General features: G+C 40.6%; 22 protein-coding genes. 13 read left to right on the plus strand and 9 right to left on the minus strand.

Annotated elements, in window-relative coordinates:
• Positions 1-139 precede the first annotated feature (139 nt).
• Together BBP83_RS03840 and BBP83_RS03845 are read left to right on the plus strand one after the other, a co-directional pair.
• The gene (locus tag BBP83_RS03840; RefSeq protein WP_068886097.1) at positions 140-1,921 is read left to right on the plus strand and encodes an acyl-CoA dehydrogenase C-terminal domain-containing protein; all 1,782 of its coding nucleotides are present in this window, start codon (positions 140-142) and stop codon (positions 1,919-1,921) included.
• A gap of 575 nt (positions 1,922-2,496) precedes the next feature.
• Complete coding sequence (locus BBP83_RS03845) at positions 2,497-2,994, plus strand: phosphate-starvation-inducible protein PsiE (protein ID WP_068886098.1); 498 nt, start codon at positions 2,497-2,499, stop codon at positions 2,992-2,994.
• Positions 2,995-3,031: 37 nt separating this feature from the next.
• Here BBP83_RS03845 and BBP83_RS03850 read toward each other — a convergent pair whose 3' ends face one another.
• The 4 genes from BBP83_RS03850 to BBP83_RS03865 form a co-directional block, all read right to left on the minus strand.
• Positions 3,032-3,508 carry an RcnB family protein gene (locus BBP83_RS03850; RefSeq protein WP_068886099.1) on the minus strand — a complete coding sequence of 159 codons (477 nt, stop codon included), beginning with the start codon at positions 3,506-3,508 and terminating at the stop codon, positions 3,032-3,034.
• Between the two features lie 430 nt (positions 3,509-3,938).
• On the minus strand, positions 3,939-4,391 hold the full coding sequence (gene dut / locus BBP83_RS03855) for a dUTP diphosphatase (RefSeq protein ID WP_068886100.1): 453 nt from the start codon (positions 4,389-4,391) through the stop codon (positions 3,939-3,941).
• Positions 4,392-4,421: 30 nt separating this feature from the next.
• Complete coding sequence (locus tag BBP83_RS03860; RefSeq protein WP_068886101.1) at positions 4,422-6,461, minus strand: UvrD-helicase domain-containing protein; 2,040 nt, start codon at positions 6,459-6,461, stop codon at positions 4,422-4,424.
• Positions 6,462-6,586: 125 nt separating this feature from the next.
• Positions 6,587-7,237 carry a YiaD family glycine zipper/OmpA-like lipoprotein gene (locus tag BBP83_RS03865; protein ID WP_068886102.1) on the minus strand — a complete coding sequence of 217 codons (651 nt, stop codon included), beginning with the start codon at positions 7,235-7,237 and terminating at the stop codon, positions 6,587-6,589.
• A 247-nt stretch (positions 7,238-7,484) separates the two neighbouring features.
• On the opposite strand from BBP83_RS03865, the gene BBP83_RS03870 reads away from it, so the two are divergent.
• The 6 genes from BBP83_RS03870 (at position 7,485) to BBP83_RS03895 (ending at position 12,024) form a co-directional block, all read left to right on the plus strand.
• A complete protein-coding gene (locus BBP83_RS03870; RefSeq protein WP_068886103.1) occupies positions 7,485-8,411 on the plus strand; it encodes an acyltransferase in 927 nt (308 codons plus the stop codon).
• A gap of 17 nt (positions 8,412-8,428) precedes the next feature.
• Complete coding sequence (locus BBP83_RS03875) at positions 8,429-9,487, plus strand: hypothetical protein (RefSeq protein ID WP_068886104.1); 1,059 nt, start codon at positions 8,429-8,431, stop codon at positions 9,485-9,487.
• 121 nt (positions 9,488-9,608) lie between these two features.
• Positions 9,609-10,328: a septum site-determining protein MinC gene (gene minC / locus BBP83_RS03880; RefSeq protein ID WP_068886105.1), complete on the plus strand. Its 720-nt coding sequence runs from the start codon at positions 9,609-9,611 to the stop codon at positions 10,326-10,328.
• Positions 10,329-10,392: 64 nt separating this feature from the next.
• Entirely contained in the window at positions 10,393-11,205 is an 813-nt protein-coding gene (gene minD, locus BBP83_RS03885; RefSeq protein ID WP_068886106.1) for a septum site-determining protein MinD, read from the plus strand.
• Between the two features lies 1 nt (position 11,206).
• Complete coding sequence (gene minE / locus BBP83_RS03890) at positions 11,207-11,479, plus strand: cell division topological specificity factor MinE (RefSeq protein ID WP_068886107.1); 273 nt, start codon at positions 11,207-11,209, stop codon at positions 11,477-11,479.
• Between the two features lie 257 nt (positions 11,480-11,736).
• Complete coding sequence (locus BBP83_RS03895; RefSeq protein WP_068886108.1) at positions 11,737-12,024, plus strand: PA4642 family protein; 288 nt, start codon at positions 11,737-11,739, stop codon at positions 12,022-12,024.
• Between the two features lie 66 nt (positions 12,025-12,090).
• Here BBP83_RS03895 and BBP83_RS03900 read toward each other — a convergent pair whose 3' ends face one another.
• Positions 12,091-12,993 (minus strand): AEC family transporter, encoded by a 903-nt coding sequence (locus BBP83_RS03900; protein ID WP_078055394.1) that lies wholly within the window; start codon positions 12,991-12,993, stop codon positions 12,091-12,093.
• A 102-nt stretch (positions 12,994-13,095) separates the two neighbouring features.
• Between BBP83_RS03900 and BBP83_RS03905 the strand changes: the two genes are divergently transcribed.
• Together BBP83_RS03905 and BBP83_RS03910 are read left to right on the plus strand one after the other, a co-directional pair.
• Positions 13,096-13,983: a LysR family transcriptional regulator gene (locus BBP83_RS03905; protein ID WP_068886110.1), complete on the plus strand. Its 888-nt coding sequence runs from the start codon at positions 13,096-13,098 to the stop codon at positions 13,981-13,983.
• Positions 13,984-14,073: 90 nt separating this feature from the next.
• Positions 14,074-14,622, plus strand: coding sequence for a hypothetical protein (locus BBP83_RS03910; protein WP_068886111.1), 549 nt, complete (start codon positions 14,074-14,076; stop codon positions 14,620-14,622).
• A gap of 40 nt (positions 14,623-14,662) precedes the next feature.
• Here the strand turns inward: BBP83_RS03910 and BBP83_RS03915 are convergent, their stop codons facing one another.
• Positions 14,663-17,764, minus strand: coding sequence for a DNA translocase FtsK (locus tag BBP83_RS03915; RefSeq protein WP_068886119.1), 3,102 nt, complete (start codon positions 17,762-17,764; stop codon positions 14,663-14,665).
• Positions 17,765-18,015: 251 nt separating this feature from the next.
• Here BBP83_RS03915 and trxB point away from each other — a divergent pair, with 251 nt between their 5' ends.
• The 3 genes from trxB to BBP83_RS03930 all read left to right on the plus strand — a co-directional run bounded on the left by trxB (position 18,016) and on the right by BBP83_RS03930 (position 20,628).
• Positions 18,016-18,969 (plus strand): thioredoxin-disulfide reductase, encoded by a 954-nt coding sequence (trxB, locus tag BBP83_RS03920; protein WP_068886112.1) that lies wholly within the window; start codon positions 18,016-18,018, stop codon positions 18,967-18,969.
• 86 nt (positions 18,970-19,055) lie between these two features.
• On the plus strand, positions 19,056-19,787 hold the full coding sequence (gene aat, locus BBP83_RS03925; protein ID WP_068886120.1) for a leucyl/phenylalanyl-tRNA--protein transferase: 732 nt from the start codon (positions 19,056-19,058) through the stop codon (positions 19,785-19,787).
• A gap of 25 nt (positions 19,788-19,812) precedes the next feature.
• Positions 19,813-20,628 carry an arginyltransferase gene (locus BBP83_RS03930; protein WP_068886113.1) on the plus strand — a complete coding sequence of 272 codons (816 nt, stop codon included), beginning with the start codon at positions 19,813-19,815 and terminating at the stop codon, positions 20,626-20,628.
• Positions 20,629-20,671: 43 nt separating this feature from the next.
• On the opposite strand, the gene rimI is transcribed toward BBP83_RS03930, so the two are convergent.
• The 3 genes from rimI to BBP83_RS03945 form a co-directional block, all read right to left on the minus strand.
• On the minus strand, positions 20,672-21,130 hold the full coding sequence (gene rimI / locus BBP83_RS03935) for a ribosomal protein S18-alanine N-acetyltransferase (protein WP_068886114.1): 459 nt from the start codon (positions 21,128-21,130) through the stop codon (positions 20,672-20,674).
• 118 nt (positions 21,131-21,248) lie between these two features.
• Positions 21,249-22,130, minus strand: a complete 882-nt coding sequence (locus BBP83_RS03940) for a metal-dependent hydrolase (RefSeq protein WP_068886115.1) — start codon at positions 22,128-22,130, stop codon at positions 21,249-21,251.
• 212 nt (positions 22,131-22,342) lie between these two features.
• Positions 22,343-23,085, minus strand: a 743-nt coding sequence (locus tag BBP83_RS03945; protein ID WP_245669709.1) for an EF-Tu C-terminal domain-related protein, incomplete at its 5' end; no start/stop codon positions are given.

Genomic DNA, 23,085 nt, shown 5'->3' on the forward strand with positions numbered 1-23,085 from the left:
AGAAAGGACGGTCATAGCTTTGACAGTCCTTTTTCTTTATAAAGATACCAAGATTTAACCTTTCATCGGCTCAACACATGTCATGTCATGAATGTGGCCGAATCTATCGAATTGAATTAAACAAAAAACAGGTGACACTATGCCAATTTATAACGCGCCACTTGCCGATATGAAATTCATCTTAAATGATGTTTTTAATGCAGAACAATTCTGGCAAGCCAATGAAAATTTAGCGCATGTAGATGCAGCAACGGCAGAAGCTATTCTTGAAGAAATGGCAAAGTTTGCACAAAACGTGACTCATCCTCTGAACCGCACGGGCGATGAAGAAGGCGCAACTTACAGCAATGGCAATGTGACTACACCTGCGGGCTTTAAAGCAGCTTTCAAACAATATGCAGAAGGCGGTTGGATTGGCTTAGCAGCAGATGAAGAATGGGGCGGTCAAGGCATGCCTAAAATGCTGACTGTACTTGCAGATGAAATGTTGTTCGCAACCAATCCATCATTCATGCTCTACCCGCTTCTTTCTGTCGGCGCAGGTATGGCTTTAAACAGCTATGCATCGCAAGAGCAAAAAGAAACCTACCTTCCTAAAATTTACTCAGGTGAATGGTCGGGCACTATGTGCTTAACTGAACCACATGCAGGTACAGATTTAGGCATTATTAAAACCAAAGCTGAACGCAATGAAGATGGAACGTATAACATTACGGGCACCAAAATCTTCATTACTGGCGGTGACCACGACTTAGCTGAAAACATCATTCACTTGGTTTTGGCAAAAACCCCTGACGCACCTGCAGGTTCACGCGGTATTTCCCTCTTTATTGTGCCTAAATTTATGGTCAATGAAGATGGTTCTGTCGGTGAACGCAATGCAGCTGGCCCTGGTTCTATTGAACACAAAATGGGCATTAAAGCCTCTGCAACATGTGTAATGAATTTTGATGGTGCAAAAGGCTACCTTGTCGGTAAAGAAAATGAAGGCCTAGCCGCGATGTTCGTCATGATGAACTACGAACGTTTGTCTATGGGTATTCAAGGTTTAGGTGCGTCTGAATTTGCTTACCAAAATGCAGCACAGTACGCGACTGACCGTATTCAAGGTCGCAGTGTAACGGGTATAAAATCACCAAACAAACCAGCTGACAGCATTTTGGTTCATGGTGATGTGCGTCGTATGTTGCTCAATGCGCGCGCAAATAACGAAGCATCACGTGCCTTTGCAGTCTATGTTGGTCAGCAACTTGATATTACCAAGTTCTCTACTGACCCAGAAGCCGTTAAAACTGCCAATGACCGTGTGGCACTACTGACCCCTATTGCAAAAGCCTTCTTAACCGATACTGCTTTTGATGCAGTGATTGATGCACAAATGGTGTTTGGCGGTCATGGTTATATCCGTGAATGGGGTATGGAGCAATGTGTTCGTGACTTACGTATTGCGCAAATTTACGAAGGCACCAACGGTGTCCAATCGCAAGATTTAATTGGCCGTAAAACCATTAAATGTAATGGCACATTTATTGAAGAATATATCCAAGAAATTCGTGATTTCGCCAATGGCTTAGATGCAGACTTAAACTTCATTAAAGATGCAACTTTAGATGCTGCCACTGAAGTTGAATCAGTGACTCAATATATTCTTGAAGCTGCTCGTGAAAATCCTGAATTTTCAAATGCTGCCGCGGTCGATTACCTACATGCCGTTGGCCTACTCAGCTTTGCTTATATGTTTGCCCGCATTGCCAATGCAGCCAAAGCAAAAGAAGGCGAGTTTTATCAAAATAAACTGTCTTTGGCATTGTACTTTGTACAGCGCATCTTGCCTGAACTTGCATTACGCATTACCAAAGTTAAAGCAGGCTCAGAAGTGGTCATGAACTTCAGCGAAGATTATTTCACCAATCAAGCTTAATTGTCTTGATGCTAAAAAAGCCTGCTCTATGCAGGCTTTTTTGATGCTTGGATATTTGGCTAATCAATACGTGCCACCTGTGCCAAAGCAGGATTTGAAATGCACAATGCCTCTGTTGCAGGCATTGCATTATGTGCGGTGCAGTGTTGACTCACTTTTAATTTGCCAATCAGAGGACTCAACCTCTATTTCAATTGCTGCAATTTTTTCAAATTATTCTGCTATATAATCATTTGGCACATCACTCATTCTCAATCCATTCTTCCATAGGATTTAGTTTGCAATATACCCTTGGAGCACAACGCTTTCTGTTGTAAATATCTCTAGATAAAGTGAAAGATGATTCACCTCTAAGTCGTTCTCAAATTGCAAAATAATAGCCACTAATGGATAGTAGCGAATCAGCTCATACATCTGCTCTGTATTACTTTTTTCCAAATGGGATACCAATATACAGCGCCTCCTTTTTATCTATTTTGTTTTATATTAAATTTTACTGCATCACGTTCATGTGCATGAAATTTGCTTAGTATTGAATGAGCACACAACCATTAAAACCAATAGGAGGAAAAATCATGACAAATCGTGACCCTAAAGTTGAAAAAATTGAAACACTCCTCGACCGTTTCGGTAATCTTGCCGTAGAAAGCTTTCATTATGTCGCGCTATTTATTATTGGCTGTATGGTTATTTGGTCTGCCGGTCATACCGTTTATGACATTTTGACCGTGAAAAAATTTGCCACCATTGACGATATTCTGTTGTTATTTATCTACTTAGAATTAGGTGCCATGGTGGGTATTTATTTTAAAACCAACCACATGCCTGTTCGCTTTCTCATTTATATTGCCATTACAGCACTCACCCGTTTACTTATTGCCGATATTCAACATACACATAAAGCCAGTATGGATTTGGTCATTATCACTGGTTCTATTTTAATTATGGCATTCGCCATTTTAGTGGTGCGCTATGCCTCTTGGACTTTTCCATCTGTTATACGTGAAAAGCACCGTGAAACCTCACTGCCTGAAGATAAAACCCCTCGCCCACAAGATGATGAATTGGCTTAATAATACTTTCCAAACTATGCATAAGTCGAAGGAGTCTTTACTCATTCGGCACTAAAATATAGCGACCATTTTCAAGAATCCAATACATGCCATTTGGTGGTGCAGGCAAACCTAAACGACGCCAGTCTGTAATCACCACATGCGTCGAACTTTCAATATGTGCAACATTTGGATCGCCATTGACCCAACTATAACTTTGTGAATTTTGAATGATTGTGGTCGGTGCCTGATAATGAAGACTTACCCCACTTTGTGGATAAGGCGGATATGGTCGGCTTGGGTAACTAGGCAATGGACGCGTTGGATAATGAGGCCGATGATTTGGATAGCCAGGACGGTGGCTTGGATAGCTCGGCTGAGGTTTTGAATAACTGGGTTGGTGCATGGGTGCAGGTGGACGATGTGGCGTCATGCTTGCCACAGAATTATTTCCCATTTGCATTTCAGCCAAAACTGAAGCAGATGTACCAAGGAGTAATAAACTGCTGACTGCATATACGATTGCTGTTTTCATTTGAAACTCCCGCGCCTTTTTATAATTCTATACTACAAAATAGTTTAGGATAAAAAATGGATAAAAATTCAAATCATGCAAAAAAATGTAAAACTGACTCTAGGTATAATCATAAACAACACTTTCTACTAAAAATAATGTGAGATAAACTTTATAGCGAGGCTATACAGGTTTTGAGTTAAAGAATTAAAACAATGTACTTTGCAACTCACAACACTGACTCTTAACATTAGAGAAAGAACATCAGTCATTTAGGGAGGCTCATGCCATCTTCAAGTAGAATTCCATTATTCCTTTGCTTTTATTAGTGCCCCTTTCTATAACACCATATTTTATAAATTTTACTAAAATTACACCATAAAAAACGAACTGCCGAAAAACTCCGCAATTCGTTTTTTTAAATCAAAATTTGCTCTAGAGCAAATTTTTCTTAGTTTTTACCCGTGTGACCAAAACCGCCAGCACCGCGTTCTGTTACTTCAAACTCATCAACCAAATCAAACTCAGCTTGCACCACAGGTACTAAAATATACTGTGCCAAACGCTCACCTGGTTCTAAGCTAAATGCTGTTTGACCACGGTTCCAAACAGAAACCATCAATTCGCCCTGATAGTCAGAATCAATTAAGCCAACCAAGTTACCCAAAACAATACCGTGCTTATGACCTAAACCTGAACGTGGTAAAACCAAACCAGCAAAGTTCGTGTCTTGAATATAAATGGCTAAACCGGTTTTAACTAAAACAGTTTGGCCTGGCTCAATCACTGTGGTTTCAGCTACACATGCACGTAAATCTAAGCCCGCAGAGCCAGAAGTTGCATACGTTGGCATTGGCCATTCGTTGCCTAAACGTGCGTCGAGTACTTTTACCTGAACTTTCATGGTTCATTCCTGTTGAAAAATTAATGGAGATTAACGCTTAATCAGCGCACGTAAATTGTCTAAATAATGCTGTGCCTGCTGTTTCGGGTCGATATTTCCCGCCAGCTTTTTCTTACGGCCTAACCATTCCAACTCATCTTCTGGTAGTTCATCTAAGAAGCGACTTGGGGTCATTTGCTTCATCTGCCCGCCCGCTTTGCGTTGTTCCGCCAAGGTAATGGTCAAACCCTGACGCGCACGAGTAATACCTACGTACATTAAGCGACGTTCTTCTTCGACGGTTTCAGCAGCAATCGAGTTCTTATGGGGCAAAAGCTCTTCTTCTAAGCCAATTAAATACACATAAGGAAACTCTAGACCTTTCGATGCATGTAAGGTCAGCAAGTTGACCTTGTCAGTATCTTCATCTTCTTGTTGCTGTTCCAACATATCCAACAGCACCATTTTACGAATGACACTTTCAATGTTCTTTTCATCCACATCTTCAGCACGGTTAATCAAGCTTTGAATACTGCTATATAACACTTCGATATTGTCTAGCTTGGTTTTTTCCTGTGCAGGCGTGGCCGCTGTCTCTTTCACATAATCAATGTAACCCGCTTCTAACATCATTTGACGGATGATTGGCACAGGTTCGTCATCTTCTACCAAGTTACGGGTAAAACGCTCAATAAAGTCAGCAAATTCAGCCAATTGTGTGGTGGCTTTTTTCGGAATCGCCATGGTCAAGCGCTGATCGCCTGCAGCAGTCAATAACGATAAACGCTGTTCTTGTGCAAACAAGCCCAATTTTTCCAAAGTCACAGGGCCAATGGCGCGTTTAGGGGTATTAATAATCCGTAAAAAAGCGCTGTCATCTTCTGGATTAATGATTAAGCGTAAATAGCTCATCATGTCTTTAATTTCAGAACGCGCAAAGAATGATTGTCCGCCCGACAATTTATACGGAATTTGTAATTGGCGAAGGTGGGTTTCCAATACACGGGCTTGGAAATTACCACGGTATAAAATGGCGTAATCTTTCCAACTTTTACCGTTCATCAGCTTATGCGTAATTAAATCTTTGACCACACGTTCAGCTTCATCATCGTCATTACGACAGGTAATCACACGAATGACTTCACCGTGACCTTTATCGGACCAAAGCTTTTTATCAAAAATATGGGGGTTGTTGCCAATTACCGTATTGGCTGCTTTCAAAATACGGCTGGTCGAACGGTAGTTTTGCTCTAACTTAATCACATTTAAATTATGAAAATCTTCTTTTAACAACGCCATATTTTCAGGTTTTGCACCGCGCCATGCATAAATCGACTGGTCATCATCGCCTACGGCTGTGAACTGCCCCATCACACCAACCAGTAATTTCACTAAAATATACTGTGCGGTATTGGTGTCTTGATATTCATCGACCAATAAGTAACGAATACGGTTTTGCCAACGCTCACGAACTTCGGCATTTTCTTGTAACAAACGTGCAGGCATGACAATCAGGTCATCGAAATCGACTGCATTGTACGCACGCAGGTTCCGCTCATACAGTTGATACAAATGTGCCATCTGCACATCATCGGCAGTTTCACACGTTGTATGCGCTTGTTCGGGTGGAATAAGGTCGTTTTTCCAATCCGAAATCATCTTCATGGCTTTGGCAATTAATTCTTTGCTTTCTGCACCCGACAAATTATCACGGTGCATTAAATCCATTAAAATGCGTTTGCAATCATCGGCATCTAAAATAGAAAAATTGGCTTTCAATGGCGTATTTTTTAATTCAATACGCAACATATTAAGACCAAAGGTATGGAATGTCGAAACTGAAAGACCTTTGGATTCTTCACGTGATAACAGTTTGGTCACACGCTCCTTCATTTCACGCGCGGCTTTATTGGTAAAGGTCATGGCGGTAATGCGATGCGCAGGAATGCCACAATGTTTCACCAAATAGGCAATTTTTCGGGTAATAACCGATGTTTTACCCGAACCAGCACCAGCAAGCACTAACAAGGGTCCTTGAGTATATTTCATGGCTTCAAGTTGCTTGTCGTTTAACTGACTTGCGAGTGACATAGTTTTTCCTTTTCCAGATTCGGACTCGATTATAGTCATCTCTGCGTGACTTTCATAATTTAAAAGCTAATTTTACGTTCATAAAAAAACCACCCTAAGGTGGTTTCTCTTACTGAGTAAAAATACTATTTTGCATAAATGCTAATTTCTACACGGCGGTTTTGTTCACGACCTGCAGGTGTTGTATTTGAAGCGATTGGATTTGCAGAACCCAAACCTTGTGCATCAATACGGCTACCAGAAATACCTTGGCCCGCTAAGTAGTTTTTAACTGACTGTGCGCGTGCTTGTGATAATGGAATATTGATGCTGTCATTACCCGTATTATCAGTATAGCCAGTTACTAAAATTGCACTTTTGTTATCTTCAGCTAAAGTTTGCGCAACTTTATTCAATGTTGAATAGAAGTTTGGCTTGATGTTAGATTTGTTGGTATCAAAAGTAATGCTACCAGGCATAATCAGGCCTACAGAGCCATCTGGATTGCGGTTAACTTCTACCCCAGTTCCAGCCATTTGCTGACGTAATTTTTTCTCTTTGTTGTCCAGATAAACACCTGTCGCACCACCTAATACTGCACCAATGGCTGCAGCACGGTTATTTTGCGCGCTTGTATTTGCATTACCTTTAGAAAGACCGTAACCCGCTGCCGCACCTACAAGTGCGCCAATTGCTGATTTGTCATATTCCATACCACCAATATTATTGCCAGTTGATTGGCAACCAGATAATACTAATGCCCCTGCTACCGCTGCTGAAATTGCTAATGCACGCATTGCATGCCTCCTTGTTTGGTGTTTTGTTGTATAGGTGAAATGATGTATTAAAAAAAATGGATCAACCATTGATTTTTTGTTAATAATAAAACGATTACTTACACTTTATAATATTTAGTAGGAGAAATCTCGTTAAGTTCATCACATTTTCTCCATTGTTGAGTTTCAAGACTTTTTTATTTGTTCAACTGTAGCTATATTTATGTTAATCGGCAAATTTTAAACAATTTGATCCTAGGACTTTTATATGTCATGTCAAAGCAAGAAGCAACCAGCCTTAAAAAAAATCACACGCGGGTTAACGGTCGGCTCCATCATTACAGGTAGTACTTTCTTTCATGGCCCACCCGTTTTAGCTTTGGGTCTAACAAAACTGCTTAAGTCATCCTCTAAAGTAGATGAAACCAATATAAAAATTACCAACAGTTGGCTCTCGGTCAATAACTGGCTGATTGACCATGTACTGCCCAACACACAATGGGATATTAGCGTAGATGAACGTCTTGATTTAAATCTGCAAGGTCGTTATTTAATGACCTGTAATCATCAAAGTTGGGTCGATACGACAGTCAATCAATATTTTGGCCTGACCCGTATGCCACTGACCCGTTTCTTTACCAAATGGGAACTTATTTTTATTCCATTTGTTGGTCAAGCCTTTAAAATTTTAGGCTTCCCAATGATGAAGCGTCACAGCAAAGCACAAATTGCCAAAAATCCTGAGCTGAAATACCACGATATGGATGAAGCACGTAAATCATGTGAGCAATTACTCAGCCAGCCCTTTACCTTATTGAACTATTTGGAAGGGACGCGTTTTACCCCAGAAAAGCAGGCACAGCAACAATCACCCTATCAATATTTATTGAAACCGAAAGCGGGTGGCTTAGCACTGGCGCTGGACATTTTGGGTAATGAAATTGATGCCTTAGTCGACATGACCATTGTCTACCCAGACGGCGCACCCGGTTATGGTGAATTTTGGTTGGGCGAAGTGCCACGTATTGCCGTCAATTTACGTAAAATTGAGATTCCAGCATGGGTACTAGCAGGTCATTATGATGAAGATGCCGAATTCCGTGAAAAGTTTCAAAATTGGGTCGATACGCTGTGGGCTGAAAAAGATCAGCTCATTGGCAAAATGAAAGCCACATATCAAACAGCAGTTGAATAAGGTTGAAATAGTTATATATGCCACAGCGAGATTCGGTTAAAAAACATAAATATCATTATCTTGACCCAACCAGTATGGCTTTTAAGCTGTCTTTGGCCTATGACATTTTTATGGTGTTTATTATTATTTTTAACCTATTCTGCTTGGGCATGAACTTCTTTCTCATGAGCCATATTGGCGAATGGTTTTTGAATAGCATTCATCTTTCCAATGTGTTGGATTTTTACCGTGGGCATTTACACCCATGGGTTATTGTGACCGAAGCTTGGTTTATTATTTTTCTAATTGTGGAGTTATTGGTGCGCTGGGGAATCGCTATCATCCATCAGCATCATCAACGGTGGTTCTTTTTCCCGTTTATTCATTGGTATGAAATTCTAGCCATTATTCCGTATTTACGTTTTTTGCGATTATTCCGCGCAGGTATTATTGCTTATCGTTTATATGAAATGGGCTATCAAATTTTCCCCAAATCATGGCAGAACAAAGGACTGTTTTATTATCGAGTGATTATGGAAGAGCTATCAGACCGTGTCGTCATTACGGTATTAGATGGGCTAAAACATGAATTAAATACCAGTACCACACACAAAGATTTAATTAGTAATTTGGTTCAGCATCACCGTGAAATGTTTGCACAAGTATTGGCCGAGATTTTGCAAGAGAATTTAAGCAAAGAATTACAAGCTGACCGTGAGCGTATTGCTAAAAATGTTGGACAAATTGTCAATCAGGCGATTGAAGATACACCTGAACTGACCCAATTGCTCAGACTTATTCCCATTGTGGGTGGTCGTATCGAACAACAGATTCAAAGTATTGGACAGCGCTTAGGTGAAAATATTACGCAGGGCTTAATTGATCCCTTCGCCTACCCGACTCCTTCTAGTAATAATCAACCTAATTTATATGCCGATATATCTAATCGCATTAGCCAAATAGAAGTTGAAAAAAATACACATTTGGACGAATTGGTTCGCTCGGCAGTGTTTGAAAGTTTGGATGCTGTACGTAAACAAGTGAAGGTCAAACAGTGGCAACAAATAATGCAAGAACAGGATCAAGCCAAAGAATGAACATCAAAACAAAATAATTGTTTTCGTGCTAGAGAATTCGTTCAATTTGTTCTAGCATTTGCTGTATTTACGACATCGCTTCGGCATAAAACCAATAGCTCAGAAGTATTAAGGAATAATTATGGCTGACATACGGATAAAAGGCAGAATGGTCAATGCGATTCGCATTAGCTTAGATACGCATGATCATAATGCAATCCGCCAGCAACTCACCCCCATGCTTCAGAAGGGTTTTCCCGCAGGTACTTTAGCCGTTATTGAAAGTAGCGTGGAACAAGAGCTAATAGAGCTGATTCAATTACTCATTAGTCTAGATTTGCAACCGATGGCCGTCACTGAAGGTCTGTTGGCAAAGCAAGCACGTTCCATTCAATTTCCAGTGATTCCTTCTGACCGCCAATTGCAACAAGTCAAAGCCACCAAAGAACAAGTGGTGGAAACGAAGCCTGCAACAGCAGAAAAGAATGAAGTCGAAAATATCGCCCAAGCTGAACCAGCAATTCAGCACATTACCTCTTATCACAATGAAATTTTGCGCACCGGCCAATGCCTTGTACAAAATAATGGTGACATTATTAGCACAGCAGGCATCAACAGTGGTTCAGAAGCAATTGCTTCAGGAAATATACATATTTATGGCAGTGCCCGTGGTAGAGTCATCGCCGGAGCTGGAGGCAACACCGCTGCACGTATTTTCTGTCATTCATTAGAAGCAGAACTGGTATCGATTGCTGGAACATATTGTGTAGCAGATGACATTCCACAACATGTTGCAAAGCAACCTGTGCATATTTATTTAAATGATCAGCAAGAGCTAGTATTTGAAGCTTTGCAATTTTAATGTATAAATAAACACCAAAACCCCCATTCTTATAGGGGGGATTACCATAACAGGAGTGGATTCGGTGGCGAAAATTGTTGTCGTAACATCAGGCAAAGGTGGCGTAGGTAAAACTACAACAAGTGCATCTTTTGCAACAGGTTTAGCCCTACGCGGTCACAAAACTGTTGTTATCGATTTTGACGTAGGTTTACGTAATCTTGACTTAATCATGGGTTGTGAACGCCGTGTGGTGTATGATTTCGTCAATGTATTAAATAATGAAGCGCGATTACAGCAAGCGCTCATTCGCGATAAAGACATAGAAAATTTATATATTTTGCCAGCTTCTCAAACCCGTGATAAAGACGCCTTAACAGATGAAGGCGTAGCACGTGTAATGGATGAGCTTTCGCAAGAATTTGATTATATTATTTGTGATTCACCTGCGGGAATTGAGCGTGGCGCAATTTTAGCCATGTACCATGCCGATGAAGCAATCATTGTAACTAATCCTGAAATTTCTTCAGTACGTGACTCTGACCGTATTATTGGTATGTTAGACAGTAAAACCAAAAAAGTTGAAAACAACGAAGGTCGTATCCGTAAGCACCTGTGCATCACACGTTTCAACCCAGAACGTGCAGATAAACAAGAAATGCTCACCATTGATGACATTTCAAAAGATATTTTACGTGTTCCAACTTTGGGTGTTATTCCTGAATGTAAAAGCGTACTGCAAGCGTCAAATGAAGGTAAGCCGGTTATTTTGTACACTGAGGAATCTGCAGGCCAAGCCTATGATGACTTAGTTGCACGTTTTCTGGGTGAGGAACGCCCATACAGACATATCACTGTTAAGCCTAAAGGCTGGTTAGCAAGACTATTTGGAGGGTAAAATGGCTGGATTCTGGAGTAAACTTTTCAGTAGTGATGAAAAACCATCTAGTGCACAGACTGCAAAAGATCGATTAAAAGTTATTGTTGCGTCAGAACAAGGCCTAGGCAAGCGTTTGAGTCAAGATAAAATTGATCAAATGAAAAAAGAAATTATGCAAGTCGTGAACCGTTATGTAAGCGGTGTAGACGAACAGCATATCCAAATGTCGGTGCGTTCTGAAGCCAATATTGAAATGCTTGAAATGAATATCAATTTGCCTGAAGAGCGATAATCTGATTTCTGATTAGTCAAGCAAATTGAATCAAGGCAAAATATGAGGCTGGATTAGCAAAGTATTACTTTGCCCAGCCGCAAGATAAGAAGCTATGCTTCGAGTGGACTGGATTAGCAAACTTAAAGCAGTGCTTTAAGTATTTACTCAGTTACAAGACAAGAAGCTAGGCTTCAAGTTGGCAAAAGAAAGGACTCCTTTCCTAAACTGACCTTATATTTTGCCTTTTTTATTTTATTCATACCAAGGAGATTGCGATGGCATTATCTCAACCAGCAACGTTTAACGAAGAATGGTCTGATGAGCGTGTATTTGCCTATCTGAATCAGCTGCCTCCTGAAGGCGTGAATGGCGACTTTCATGTCCTATCGCATGCATTTAAACATATGCGCCCAGCAGATTATCAACGCCTGTTGACTCAATTTACTGCGGATGGTCGTGACGTAAATGCACAAAATCCTGAAGGTCAGCGCATTCATGACATCATTGCGCAATACCCGCGCCAAAGCGAAGGTTTCTTAGAAGTATTAGCTCAATTTGCATAATCTAATTGCAAGCCATAAAAAGCCTGCATATGCAGGCTTTTTCATTTTAAAAATTCAATAATTAAATTAATACAGTAACCACATCATCAATGGAAAACTCACTGCAAAACCTAAAGTCTGCATACTAATCACCCCTGCCATTAACTGACTATCGCCCTGAAAATACCGCGTTAAAATATAGGCTGCAGACGCTGTAGGCAGTCCAAAAAATGTGGTGATAATCGCGCTTTCTAAGGTCGCGAGCCCCACCCAAGAACACACCACATAAGCTAAACATGGCATCATTATTAAGCGCCCAACCGTATTGCATGTCAGTTGTCGAAGATTCAGCTTCAGCAATTTAAACTGCAAGGCGGCACCAACGGAAATTAACCCCAAAGGTAAACTCATGGTCGCTAGAATTTTAAGAAGTGACTGCATACCCGCAAATAGACTCAAGCCTGAAAGGTTAAATAAAACCCCAACCACGCAGCCTAAAATTAATGGATTTTTTATAATAGAGAATATTGTTTTCATCAGTTGGCCTTTCTCACCCTGAGAAAAAGACATCACAGATAAAATATTCACCAATGGAATTGCAACCGCAATCAGCATGCTAAACAGTTGCATACCTTTAGCGCCATACAATGTTCCCATCAGTGCCAAACCAATATAAGTATTAAAACGAATATGGCTTTGTAAATACACCCCAAAACGTGCAGGCGGAATAGCATATATTCTTTTGAGTAGCCAAAGTAATGTACTAACGCTAAAAGTAATGATACAAAGGGCCAACAGCATATCTGCTATGGCGTTTAAATCTAAATTGACACTGGCTAAATTGCTAAACAATAAAATAGGAAAAAGAATAAAGTAATTTAATTTCTCTGAATTCCCCCAAAAGGTATCTTGAATGAATTGCGTTCGTTTTAATAAATAGCCCAGTGCAATTAAAGCCACTAAGGGAAATAGCGCGATGATAATGTTCACGAATACATCCATTTGCACATAATATGCACTTCCACTTTGTCTAAGTGCACAATATAATCCTCATTTACATTCATAACAAAATGAGTAAACACTCATATCAAAATGACTTTCACACAACTCGAAATCTTTGTTTTAGTGGCTCAATATCAAAGCTTTACTTTAGCTGCTCAACATCTAAACATTACCCAATCCGCAGTTTCACATGCTTTAAAATCTTTAGAGAAGCACTGGGCTGTTCGTTTAATGATTCGTGAGCAAAATCAGATTGAACTGACTCAAATTGGTCAGCAGTTACTGCTACATGCCAAAGAGGTGTTGAATACTGCACAAATGATGCAACAGCAAGTCAAAGCCTCGCATGGTGTTCAGCAAGGAACCTTACGTATTGGTTCCTTTGGCGCATCGGCATCCATTCACTTACTGCCTGAATTACTCAAAGCCTACCGAATACGCTATCCCCATATTGAAATATTTATTGAGGAAGGCACTGACCTTGAAGTATCCCAGTGGATTCAAGAACGACAAATTGATGTTGGATTTGCAGTATTACCTCGCCCTCACTTAATCACCTATCCCTTATTGCAAGATATTTTTATCGCACTTATTCCTAAAAGTTACCCAATCTCACAACAAATCGCTTTAAATATTCAAGACTTGCAGGACTATCCTTTTATTATGACCAAGGCTGGCAGTCAAACCCACGTAGAACAGTTGTTACGCCAATATCATGTTCAGCCCAAAATTCAATATCAAATGTCCCAGTTATTGACCATTTTAAATATGGTCAATTTGCAGGAAGGCATTGCCATTGTCGCGGATATGTCGATGAGCTCTGAACTCCTACGTTTACATCCAAATGTGGTAAAACGCCCCCTTATACCAAATACACAGCGCCAAATTGGGCTTGCCGTGAAAGACGAAAAGTCCATCAGCCCTGCGACAAAAGCATTTATTCAATTGGCACAAGAAATGTTCTATTTTAAACAGTGAAAGGATATAAGAATCTGGATGACTCACTTTGATTTTTAAGTAATCTCACGCCACCTAAAACTATTGATTAAAAAATAAACCAAAAAAATAATGATCATGCAAAATCTAGAAAATACAGAAACTGAAGCCCACATTCTGAATATTGGCGTTGAAGCACAAAAAATCATGAACCTAAAACGCTTCATCCTCTTATCTATTGGTTCTTTTGGGCTCTATCCCATTTGGTGGACGTTTGAAGCGTGGCGTTTTTTCATGCAGAAAGATCATTTAGATATCATGCCTGCTATGCGGACAATACTCGCCTATTTCTTTATCTATTCGCTTTTTAATAAAATTCAAATGTATGCTGAAGGGCAAGGCTATACACAAAAGTTTTCATCAATATTCATGTGTATCGGTTTTATTGCCTGCTCGTTACTTGTCAAATTACCTGATCCATACTGGCTTATTTCAGTATTCAGTTTTGTTTTTCTCATTCCTGCATTTCAAGCGCTGAATTATGCAAAATTGAACTCGCAAGAGCTTCATACCGTCCAAATGAAAAAATTCAGTCTGCCACAAAAATTCTTGATTGCATTTGGGATTGTTTTTTGGATTTTGATTTTAACGGCTTTATTTATTTTAGAAACGCCACAATAAACCATTGTCTATTGTGGCGCCTTAATCAGAGGACATGCTATTAAACTAAAATCTCACGCTTACCATTCGCGCCCATGCCACTAACAATGCCGTTCTCTTCCATCTGGTCAATAATTCGAGCTGCGCGGTTATAACCCAAACTAAACTTACGTTGCAACGAAGAGGTCGATGCCTTACGAGTTTCTAAGACAAAGGAAACGCACTGATCATACAGCGCATCACGGTCAGAACCACCATCTCCATCTTCAAAACCACGTGACGTAGGTTCTTCATCAAATGGCGTTAAAATTTCATCCACATAATTGGGCGCACCACGTTCACGCCAAGCATCACAAATACGGTTCACTTCGTCATCGGCAATAAAAGCACCATGTACACGTTCTGGTTCAATTTTACCCGGCCCAAGAAACAGCATGTCACCATGACCTAGCAAATCCTCTGCACCGCCCGCATCCAAAATAGTCCGTGAGTCAATCTTAGAGTTCACTCGCAATGCCACACGCGTTGGAATATTGGCTTTAATCAAACCGGTAATCACATCGACCGATGGACGCTGTGTTGCCAAAAGTAAATGAATACCTGCCGCCCGTGATTTTTGTGCTAAACGGGTAATCATCTCTTCGGCTTTTTTACCCACTTGCATAATCATGTCAGCAAATTCGTCCGCCACAATCACAATAGATGGTAACGGTGTTAAACGTGGCGCGCGCTCACCTGCCACAGAGTCACTGGCCTTCCATGTTGGATCAATTAAATCTTCACCATTGGCAATCGCTTCTTCAACCTTACGGTTATAGTCGCTGAGCTTACGAATTTTTAAGAAGGACATCAGTTTATAACGACGTTCCATCTCATTTACACACCAGTTTAGCGCACTGACCGCGTCTTTCATGTCAGTTACAACAGGTGTCAGCAAATGTGGAATATCGTTATAGTTGGCCAATTCGAGCTGTTTCGGATCAATCAAAATAAAACGCAATTGATCTGGTGTGTATTTCAGTAGCATCGATAAAATCATCGAGTTCACCGCTACCGACTTACCTGAACCAGTCGTTCCTGCAACCAACATATGCGGGGCTTTACCTAAATCTGCAATAACCGGATTACCTGAAATATCTTTCCCCATGGCCATCGAAAGAATGCTATTCGGGTCAGTAAATGCAGGAACAGTCAATAATTCAATCAAACGCACCATTTCGCGTGCGCTGTTTGGCACTTCAATGCCAATATAAGGTTTACCCGGTATGACTTCGACCACACGTACCGATGCCATGGACATTGAACGTGCTAAATCACGAGAAATATTGGTGACTTTAGAGGCTTTTACCCCAGGGGCTAAATCTAATTCAAAGCGAGTTACCACTGGGCCGGGCTGAGCTTCAACCACTTTGGCTTTCACGTTAAACTCTTGCAGTTTAATTTCGAGCAATTCAGATAAACGCGCCAGTTGTTCTGCAGTGAAGTTAACCTTTTTATTTAAATCCACTTCATCTAACAAATCTAAACCGGGTAAAGGTGATAAATCTAAACGTCTGTTTGCCACTTGCATTGAACGTGACATTGGACGGCCTGCAGCATCTGTTAATGGTGCATCTAAATCAAAATCGTCTGCTGCATCTGGCGTCGAATCTTCTGGCTTGCCCGCCGTATCTTGCCAAACTTCACGAAAAGCATCTTTATTTGAACTAATTAAGGCTTTTTCTTCTTCAGAAACCAATGCTTTAATTTCTTCAGCGATTGTTGGCACATGCGTTTGAATGGATGCATTGACCAAAGAAGACGATTGCGCATAGCTATTGGTTGTACGCGGTGCTTGTGACACTTCTATATCATCAACCAATAAGTCATCTAAATCATCAAACTCAGTATCTTGTGCTAATTTAGGGGTATGCATTGGTGTAATCGTAGGTGCAACAACAGGTGCTGCCACAACCACAGATGCAGTTACAGGTACGGATGCATCTTCAACAATATGTAATGTCGTAGTTGGAGCAGAGGATGGTGCATTAAAAGGTGTATGCACATCTGTCGCGGTTTTGCTATTTGGTACAGCAGCCAGTAATTCATCAAAAATTTCGTCGTCATCCCAATCGACATTTTTCGGCTTGAGTGTATCTAATTCTTCAAAACCAGCCTCTGGATGTACCACATGCTGAAAATGTTCTGCAGGGTTCTGTGGTAATTCTTCTTCTGCAGCTTTCAATAAGGCATCAATATCTTGTTTATGACGTTGGTCTTCACTCGAGTGTAACGCGCGCCACACTTCACCTGTTGTCACAATACGCTGACTGTCTTGTTCTAAACGATGCGCTTTTTCTAAAGTTCGCTCTAAATCTTCATCTTGCTGTTGGATGTCTAATTCTTCTGGGCTTGGCATTTGCGCAGCGGCCCACTCTTTATGTGCAATATCATCAAATAAACGTTCTGCAGCACGATCACGTACCACAGGGTCAATATCGACTGGCTGATGTTCTAAAACGGGTTCGATAGGGTCACGTGCTCTTGTTGAAGCTACCACCGTTTTCTTCGGTTGTGGTGAGGTTCGATCAAATGCAGATTCTGACTCTGGCACATTGCGGTAAAATAAATCTTGTAAGTAAGCAGGTGAGGCTTTTAAAGTCGCCCAAGTACGATTCCACTTCACCCCAAAAGCCAAAGTAAAGAGCAAAATCCAGAAGACCAACAGAAAGGGTACAGCCCCATAAACTGTTAATAAATGGCTTAAGCTACTGCCTAATTCATAACCAATAATTCCACCAGATGAATTATCTAAAGTATCCGCAGGAACTTGCCAAAATAAAAACAGTAAGCTTGCACTTGCCAATAAAATAAAAAATTGGGCTGCATAACGAAATGGACGGTTCAAAAAGCTGTGTGGCCACCAAACTTGTACGGCTTCTGCAAAAAAATACAACGGAATAAGTAAACTGGCCCACCCGAGAAAACCAAAGAGCAAGTCTGCAATCCAAGCACCTGCTACACCACTGGCATTTGACACCCGCAGAGTATCACTGGAAATATGCATCCAGCCTGGATCAAATGGCGTATAAGTTACCGTAGCAAGGAATAAATAAATCCCAAATGAGACTAAAAATAATGTCATTACTAAGCGCTGTGCATAAGCACTCGACACCGCTGTCATATACTGTCCTGTAGCCAATTCTTGATGAGTATTTTTTTTGCTATTTTGCTTCAAAAAACGTTGCAATAGCGCATTATTATGCACTTGTTATTCAAAAAAAGATGCAGGATTCTTGATGTATGTTGTTAACTTTAACCAATATAGCCGAAATCGATTTGTATGATCAGTAATATCGACTTTAATCTCACACAACAGCCCTACACTTTCACGTATAATTTCATAAATTTCTATATAAAAAAAGGATCCCACGGATGAGCGCTCGTCACTCACGTTTGATTATTCTAGGTTCAGGCCCTGCAGGTTATAGTGCTGCGGTATATGCTGCACGTGCCAACTTAAAGCCAACACTCATTGCAGGTTTACAGTTAGGCGGTCAGCTCACCACGACAACTGACGTAGACAACTGGCCCGGCGACCCAGAAGGCTTAACAGGCCCAGCCTTAATGGAACGTATGCAAGCGCATGCCGAACGCTTTGGTACTGAAATTGTATATGACCATATCAATGAAGTGAATTTAAACGTTCGTCCCTTTGTTCTCAAAGGCGATATGGATGAGTTCACGTGTGATGCACTGATTATCTGTACCGGTGCGACTGCACAATACTTAGGTCTTGAATCTGAAGCTGCATTTATGGGCCAAGGCGTTAGCGCATGTGCCACCTGTGATGGTTTCTTCTATAAAGGCCAAAATGTCATGGTGGTGGGTGGTGGTAACACTGCTGTAGAAGAAGCACTGTACCTTTCTAATATTGCATCGCATGTGACTTTGGTGCATCGCCGTGATTCTTTACGTTCTGAAAAAATTCTGCAAGACCATCTTTTTGAAAAAGAAAAAGAAGGCAAAATCAGTATCATCTGGAATCACCAAGTAGACGAAGTGCTGGGCGATAAAACAGGCGTAACCGCCATTCGTTTACAATCTACAACGGATGATTCTAAACAAGATGTAGCCGTCACAGGTCTATTTGTGGCCATTGGTCATAAGCCAAATAGCGAAATGTTTAATGGTCAATTGAACCTGCGCGATGGTTATATTCAAGTACATAGCGGTACTGCGGGTAATGCCACAGCAACTTCTGTTGAAGGTGTATTTGCAGCAGGCGACATTGCAGACAGCGTATACCGCCAAGCCATTACCTCTGCTGGTTCAGGCTGTATGGCTGCTTTAGATGCAGAAAAATACTTAGATGCGTTAGCGAAGTAATTCCAACGCGTTGAAAAGACCGTCCGCATAGGGCGGTTTTTTTATGTATGCTTATTCGTGATGAAATAAATAGCGACCCAATGCATATGTACACACTGCCTCCTTCAGAATATACCTTTCCCAATCCGATGGAAGTAGATCCCGACGGGCAAGGCTTAATATGCATTGGTGCAGACCTCTCCCCGTCTACCTTATATGAAGCGTATTCAAATGGATTATTTCCATGGTTTTCTGAAGGTGAACCAATTTGCTGGTGGAGCCCTGAACCGCGCTGTGTTATCCGCCCACAAGACTATCACCCCAGTAAATCTTTAGTCCGAAATATGAAAAAGCTAGATTATAAAATTACCATTAATCAGGCTTTTGACCACGTGATTCGTGCATGTGCATTACCGCGTAGTTATGCCGATGAAACATGGATTTCCGAAGAAATTATGGAAGGATACTGCCAACTTTTTGATGCAGGTTATGCGTATAGCATTGAAGTTTGGGAGGAAAATAAAATTGTTGGCGGATTATATGGTGTCACCATTGGACAAGGCTGTTTTGGTGAGTCGATGTTTAGTACGCGAACAGACGTCTCTAAAATGGCTTTTTATAGCCTGATGTTACTGGGACAAGAAAATCAGTTGCCTTGGATTGACTGCCAATTGGTCAATGATCACCTGATGAGCTTAGGTGCTTGTACACTTTCTCGCCAGACATACCTTAATTCGTTACAAGATGTGATAAAACAGCCCCCTATCGATTGGAAAAAGTATCAGGACAGTGTATTTTCAAGTAAAACAATAGCGCAATTTAGCCAATTGGTTGAATGACAATAAGAGCGAGGGATATTTGAAAATGAATTCATATCACCCGAAGTCCCTACTGAATGAATTACAGTATTACATCACGCCACCGCATGATTGCAGTTACTTAGAAAAAAAATCTGCACGTATGGTGTTTTTAGACCCCGTTCACCGCATTGATGTGGTGACACTGTCAGAACTTTCACGCATGGGTTTTCGTCGTAGCGGTGATTTTGTTTATCGACCTGAATGCCATTTATGTCGCCAATGTTTGTCTTCACGTGTCCCTGTCGAAGATTTCGTGATGAGTAGCAAACAAAAAAAGGCATGGAAACGCAATCAAGATTTAAGCCTTAAAATTACTCGCCCCGAAGATGCAACAAACATACATTACACATTGTATGAGCGTTATATCAATGAACGTCATGCCGATGGTGATATGTACCCACCCAGTCACGACCAATTTGAAAAATTCCTACTCCAAAGTTGCACTGATAGTTTCTTTTTAGAACTTTGGAAAGAAGATCGTCTCATCAGTGTTTCGACTTGTGACCCTTTAGATGATGGTTTATCCGCGGTCTATACTTTTTTTGACCCTGATGAACATAAACGCTCATTGGGTGTTTTCGCCATTTTAAAACAAATTGAACATGCGAAAAGTTTAAATCTGGACTATATTTACTTAGGCTATTGGGTTCCTCATTCCAATAAAATGAATTATAAATCTGAGTACATTCCACTGGAATTATTATTAGATGGTCAATGGCGCAAACTAAATCGTGCTCTCACTCATTCAGAAATTGCACAATTGGGCGATTCATTAATGACCACCCTACCCTCAGGCTGGAATAATCCCATTATTAAATAAACCACAGTTTTAAGACAATTTATTGCAATAATTTTAAACCACGTTACTTAAATAACTTGGAAAAATCATCACTACAGGCTTTAACCATAATAATGGCATGTTCCCGTGAACCATCAGCTTGCGGGTAGTAATTTTTCCGCATATCAATTTGATGAAAATCTGACTTTTCATATAGCTTAATGGCTGCAATATTACTTTCCCGCACTTCTAGAAATACCTGTACAGGATCATTTTTCAACATTGCCAATGATGCTTCTAATAATTGGTAACCCATTCCTTTGCCTTGTTGACTCGGATGTACCGCCATCAGTAATAAATTTGCTTCATCCAATACAGGCTGTAAAATACAGAAACCCACTACCTGTCCCTGTTGTTCAATGACCGTTACCTGATACGTATTTACAGAATCTTCAAACTGTTTTTTTGTCCACGGATGACTTTGTACTAAATTTTCAATTTCCGCAACAACTGCGACATCTGAAGCATTCATCAAACGAATCATGTTCATTTATCTTTTTTAATGAAAGGAATGGAGGATTATAAAATCTTTATCAAAAAAATCGAGTAAAAAAAAGAGCGATTTTTATCGCTCAAAGAATAAGGACACTAAAACAGCGCTTTTAGAATCCTAATTTTGCTTTCCACGACACAAGTAATTCATGGGTATCCAAATCATTTGGATGAAACCTAGGTCGGAAGTAGACTAGCATTTCTTTGGTCATGCCAGTAATAACCCCTTTCGATGGGCTATATGCATAGATATAAATATCTTTTAGAGACGTTAAATTGAGTTGTTTATCATCTTGTAGCAGACGTAACACAAAATAACTCTGCACCACAAATAATGTCGCCATTGCCGTAACCAACGACCCTGTTCTTAGTGCATATGCCTTCAAGCCTCTGCCAAAAACACCCTCAAAAACATCATAAGCAACAGCTTTGTGTTCATTTTCTTCAATGGCATGCCAAAGCCACATGGTCTTCATGGTTTCATCGGTCATCAATTCTTGAATATACGGATTCACTAACAGTTGTGATGCAATGGTCGCTGTAAAATGCTCCAGTGCAGTCGTTGCCGTTAGGTCTACCATTTCTTGGGTAATTCCAACGGGCTTCCCCAAAAAAGTAAAGACTTTACGTGTGCTCTGAATCACGCGATCAGTGATACGGTCTAAACGATCTACGTCATGGCCAAACTTTTGTGCAGATGCATTAAAACCGACATGCTCTTGCGTGTGCATGGCTTCTTGACCAATAAATGCACTAATTTCTCGTTGTAATTCTTGATTATCTTTAATTGAGGGATGTTGGCGTACTGCACGTACACTATCAATAAAGAATTTTTCACCTGCGGGAAATAACGCAGACAATGCCGTCATAAAATGGGTTAATCCAGCTGATTTATTCATCCAATACTCTGGCACAGTATCAAAATCAAAATCCATTCGACGTACTGGAAAACTTGCACCTGCACGATTGGTAATGTTTACTTTAGCATTCATATCCAAACTCCTTTAAGTGTTTCTTTCACTTAAAAACTTATATTTGTTTTCATGCTTTTATCTTACGTTTTTATTATTTTGCTATAAGTGCAGTGAAGGTCAGGAAAATATCAGTTCAGGACAGCTTTTATAATTATTGTCTAACAATTATTTCAATTTTTTTCATAAAAAAAGCGCCCCTAAAAGGAGCGCTTTTTTATACTATAAAGCGATTATAGAGTTACTTTAGCAACTACACCAGCGCCTACAGTACGACCACCTTCACGGATCGCAAAACGTAGACCTGGGTCCATTGCGATTGGGTGGATTAATTCTACTGACATTTCAACGTTGTCACCAGGCATAACCATTTCAACGCCTTCTTTAAGCGCGATCGCACCAGTTACATCCGTAGTACGGAAGTAGAACTGTGGACGGTAACCATTAAGGAATGGAGTATGACGACCACCTTCTTCTTTAGAAAGAACGTATACTTCTGCGTCAAATTTAGTATGCGGTTTGATTGCACCTGGTTTAGCAAGTACTTGACCACGTTGAACGTCTTCACGCTTAGTACCACGAAGAAGAACACCACAGTTCTCGCCCGCACGACCTTCGTCAAGAAGTTTACGGAACATTTCCACGCCAGTTACAGTCGTTACTACTGTATCTTTAATACCAACGATTTCAACTGATTCGCCTACTTTAACAATACCTGTCTCAACACGGCCAGTTACTACTGTACCACGACCTGAGATAGAGAATACGTCTTCGATTGGCATAAGGAATGGAAGATCGATAGCACGTTCTGGTTCTGGAATGTAAGAATCAAGCGCTTCAACAAGAGCAACAACAGCTGGCTCGCCGTATTGACCTTGGTCACCGTTAAGTGCAAGAAGAGCAGAACCACGGATAACTGGAGTGTCATCACCTGGGAAGTCATAAGTAGAAAGAAGTTCACGAACTTCCATTTCTA

The organism is Acinetobacter celticus, assembly GCF_001707755.1.
Classification (GTDB): domain Bacteria; phylum Pseudomonadota; class Gammaproteobacteria; order Pseudomonadales; family Moraxellaceae; genus Acinetobacter; species Acinetobacter celticus.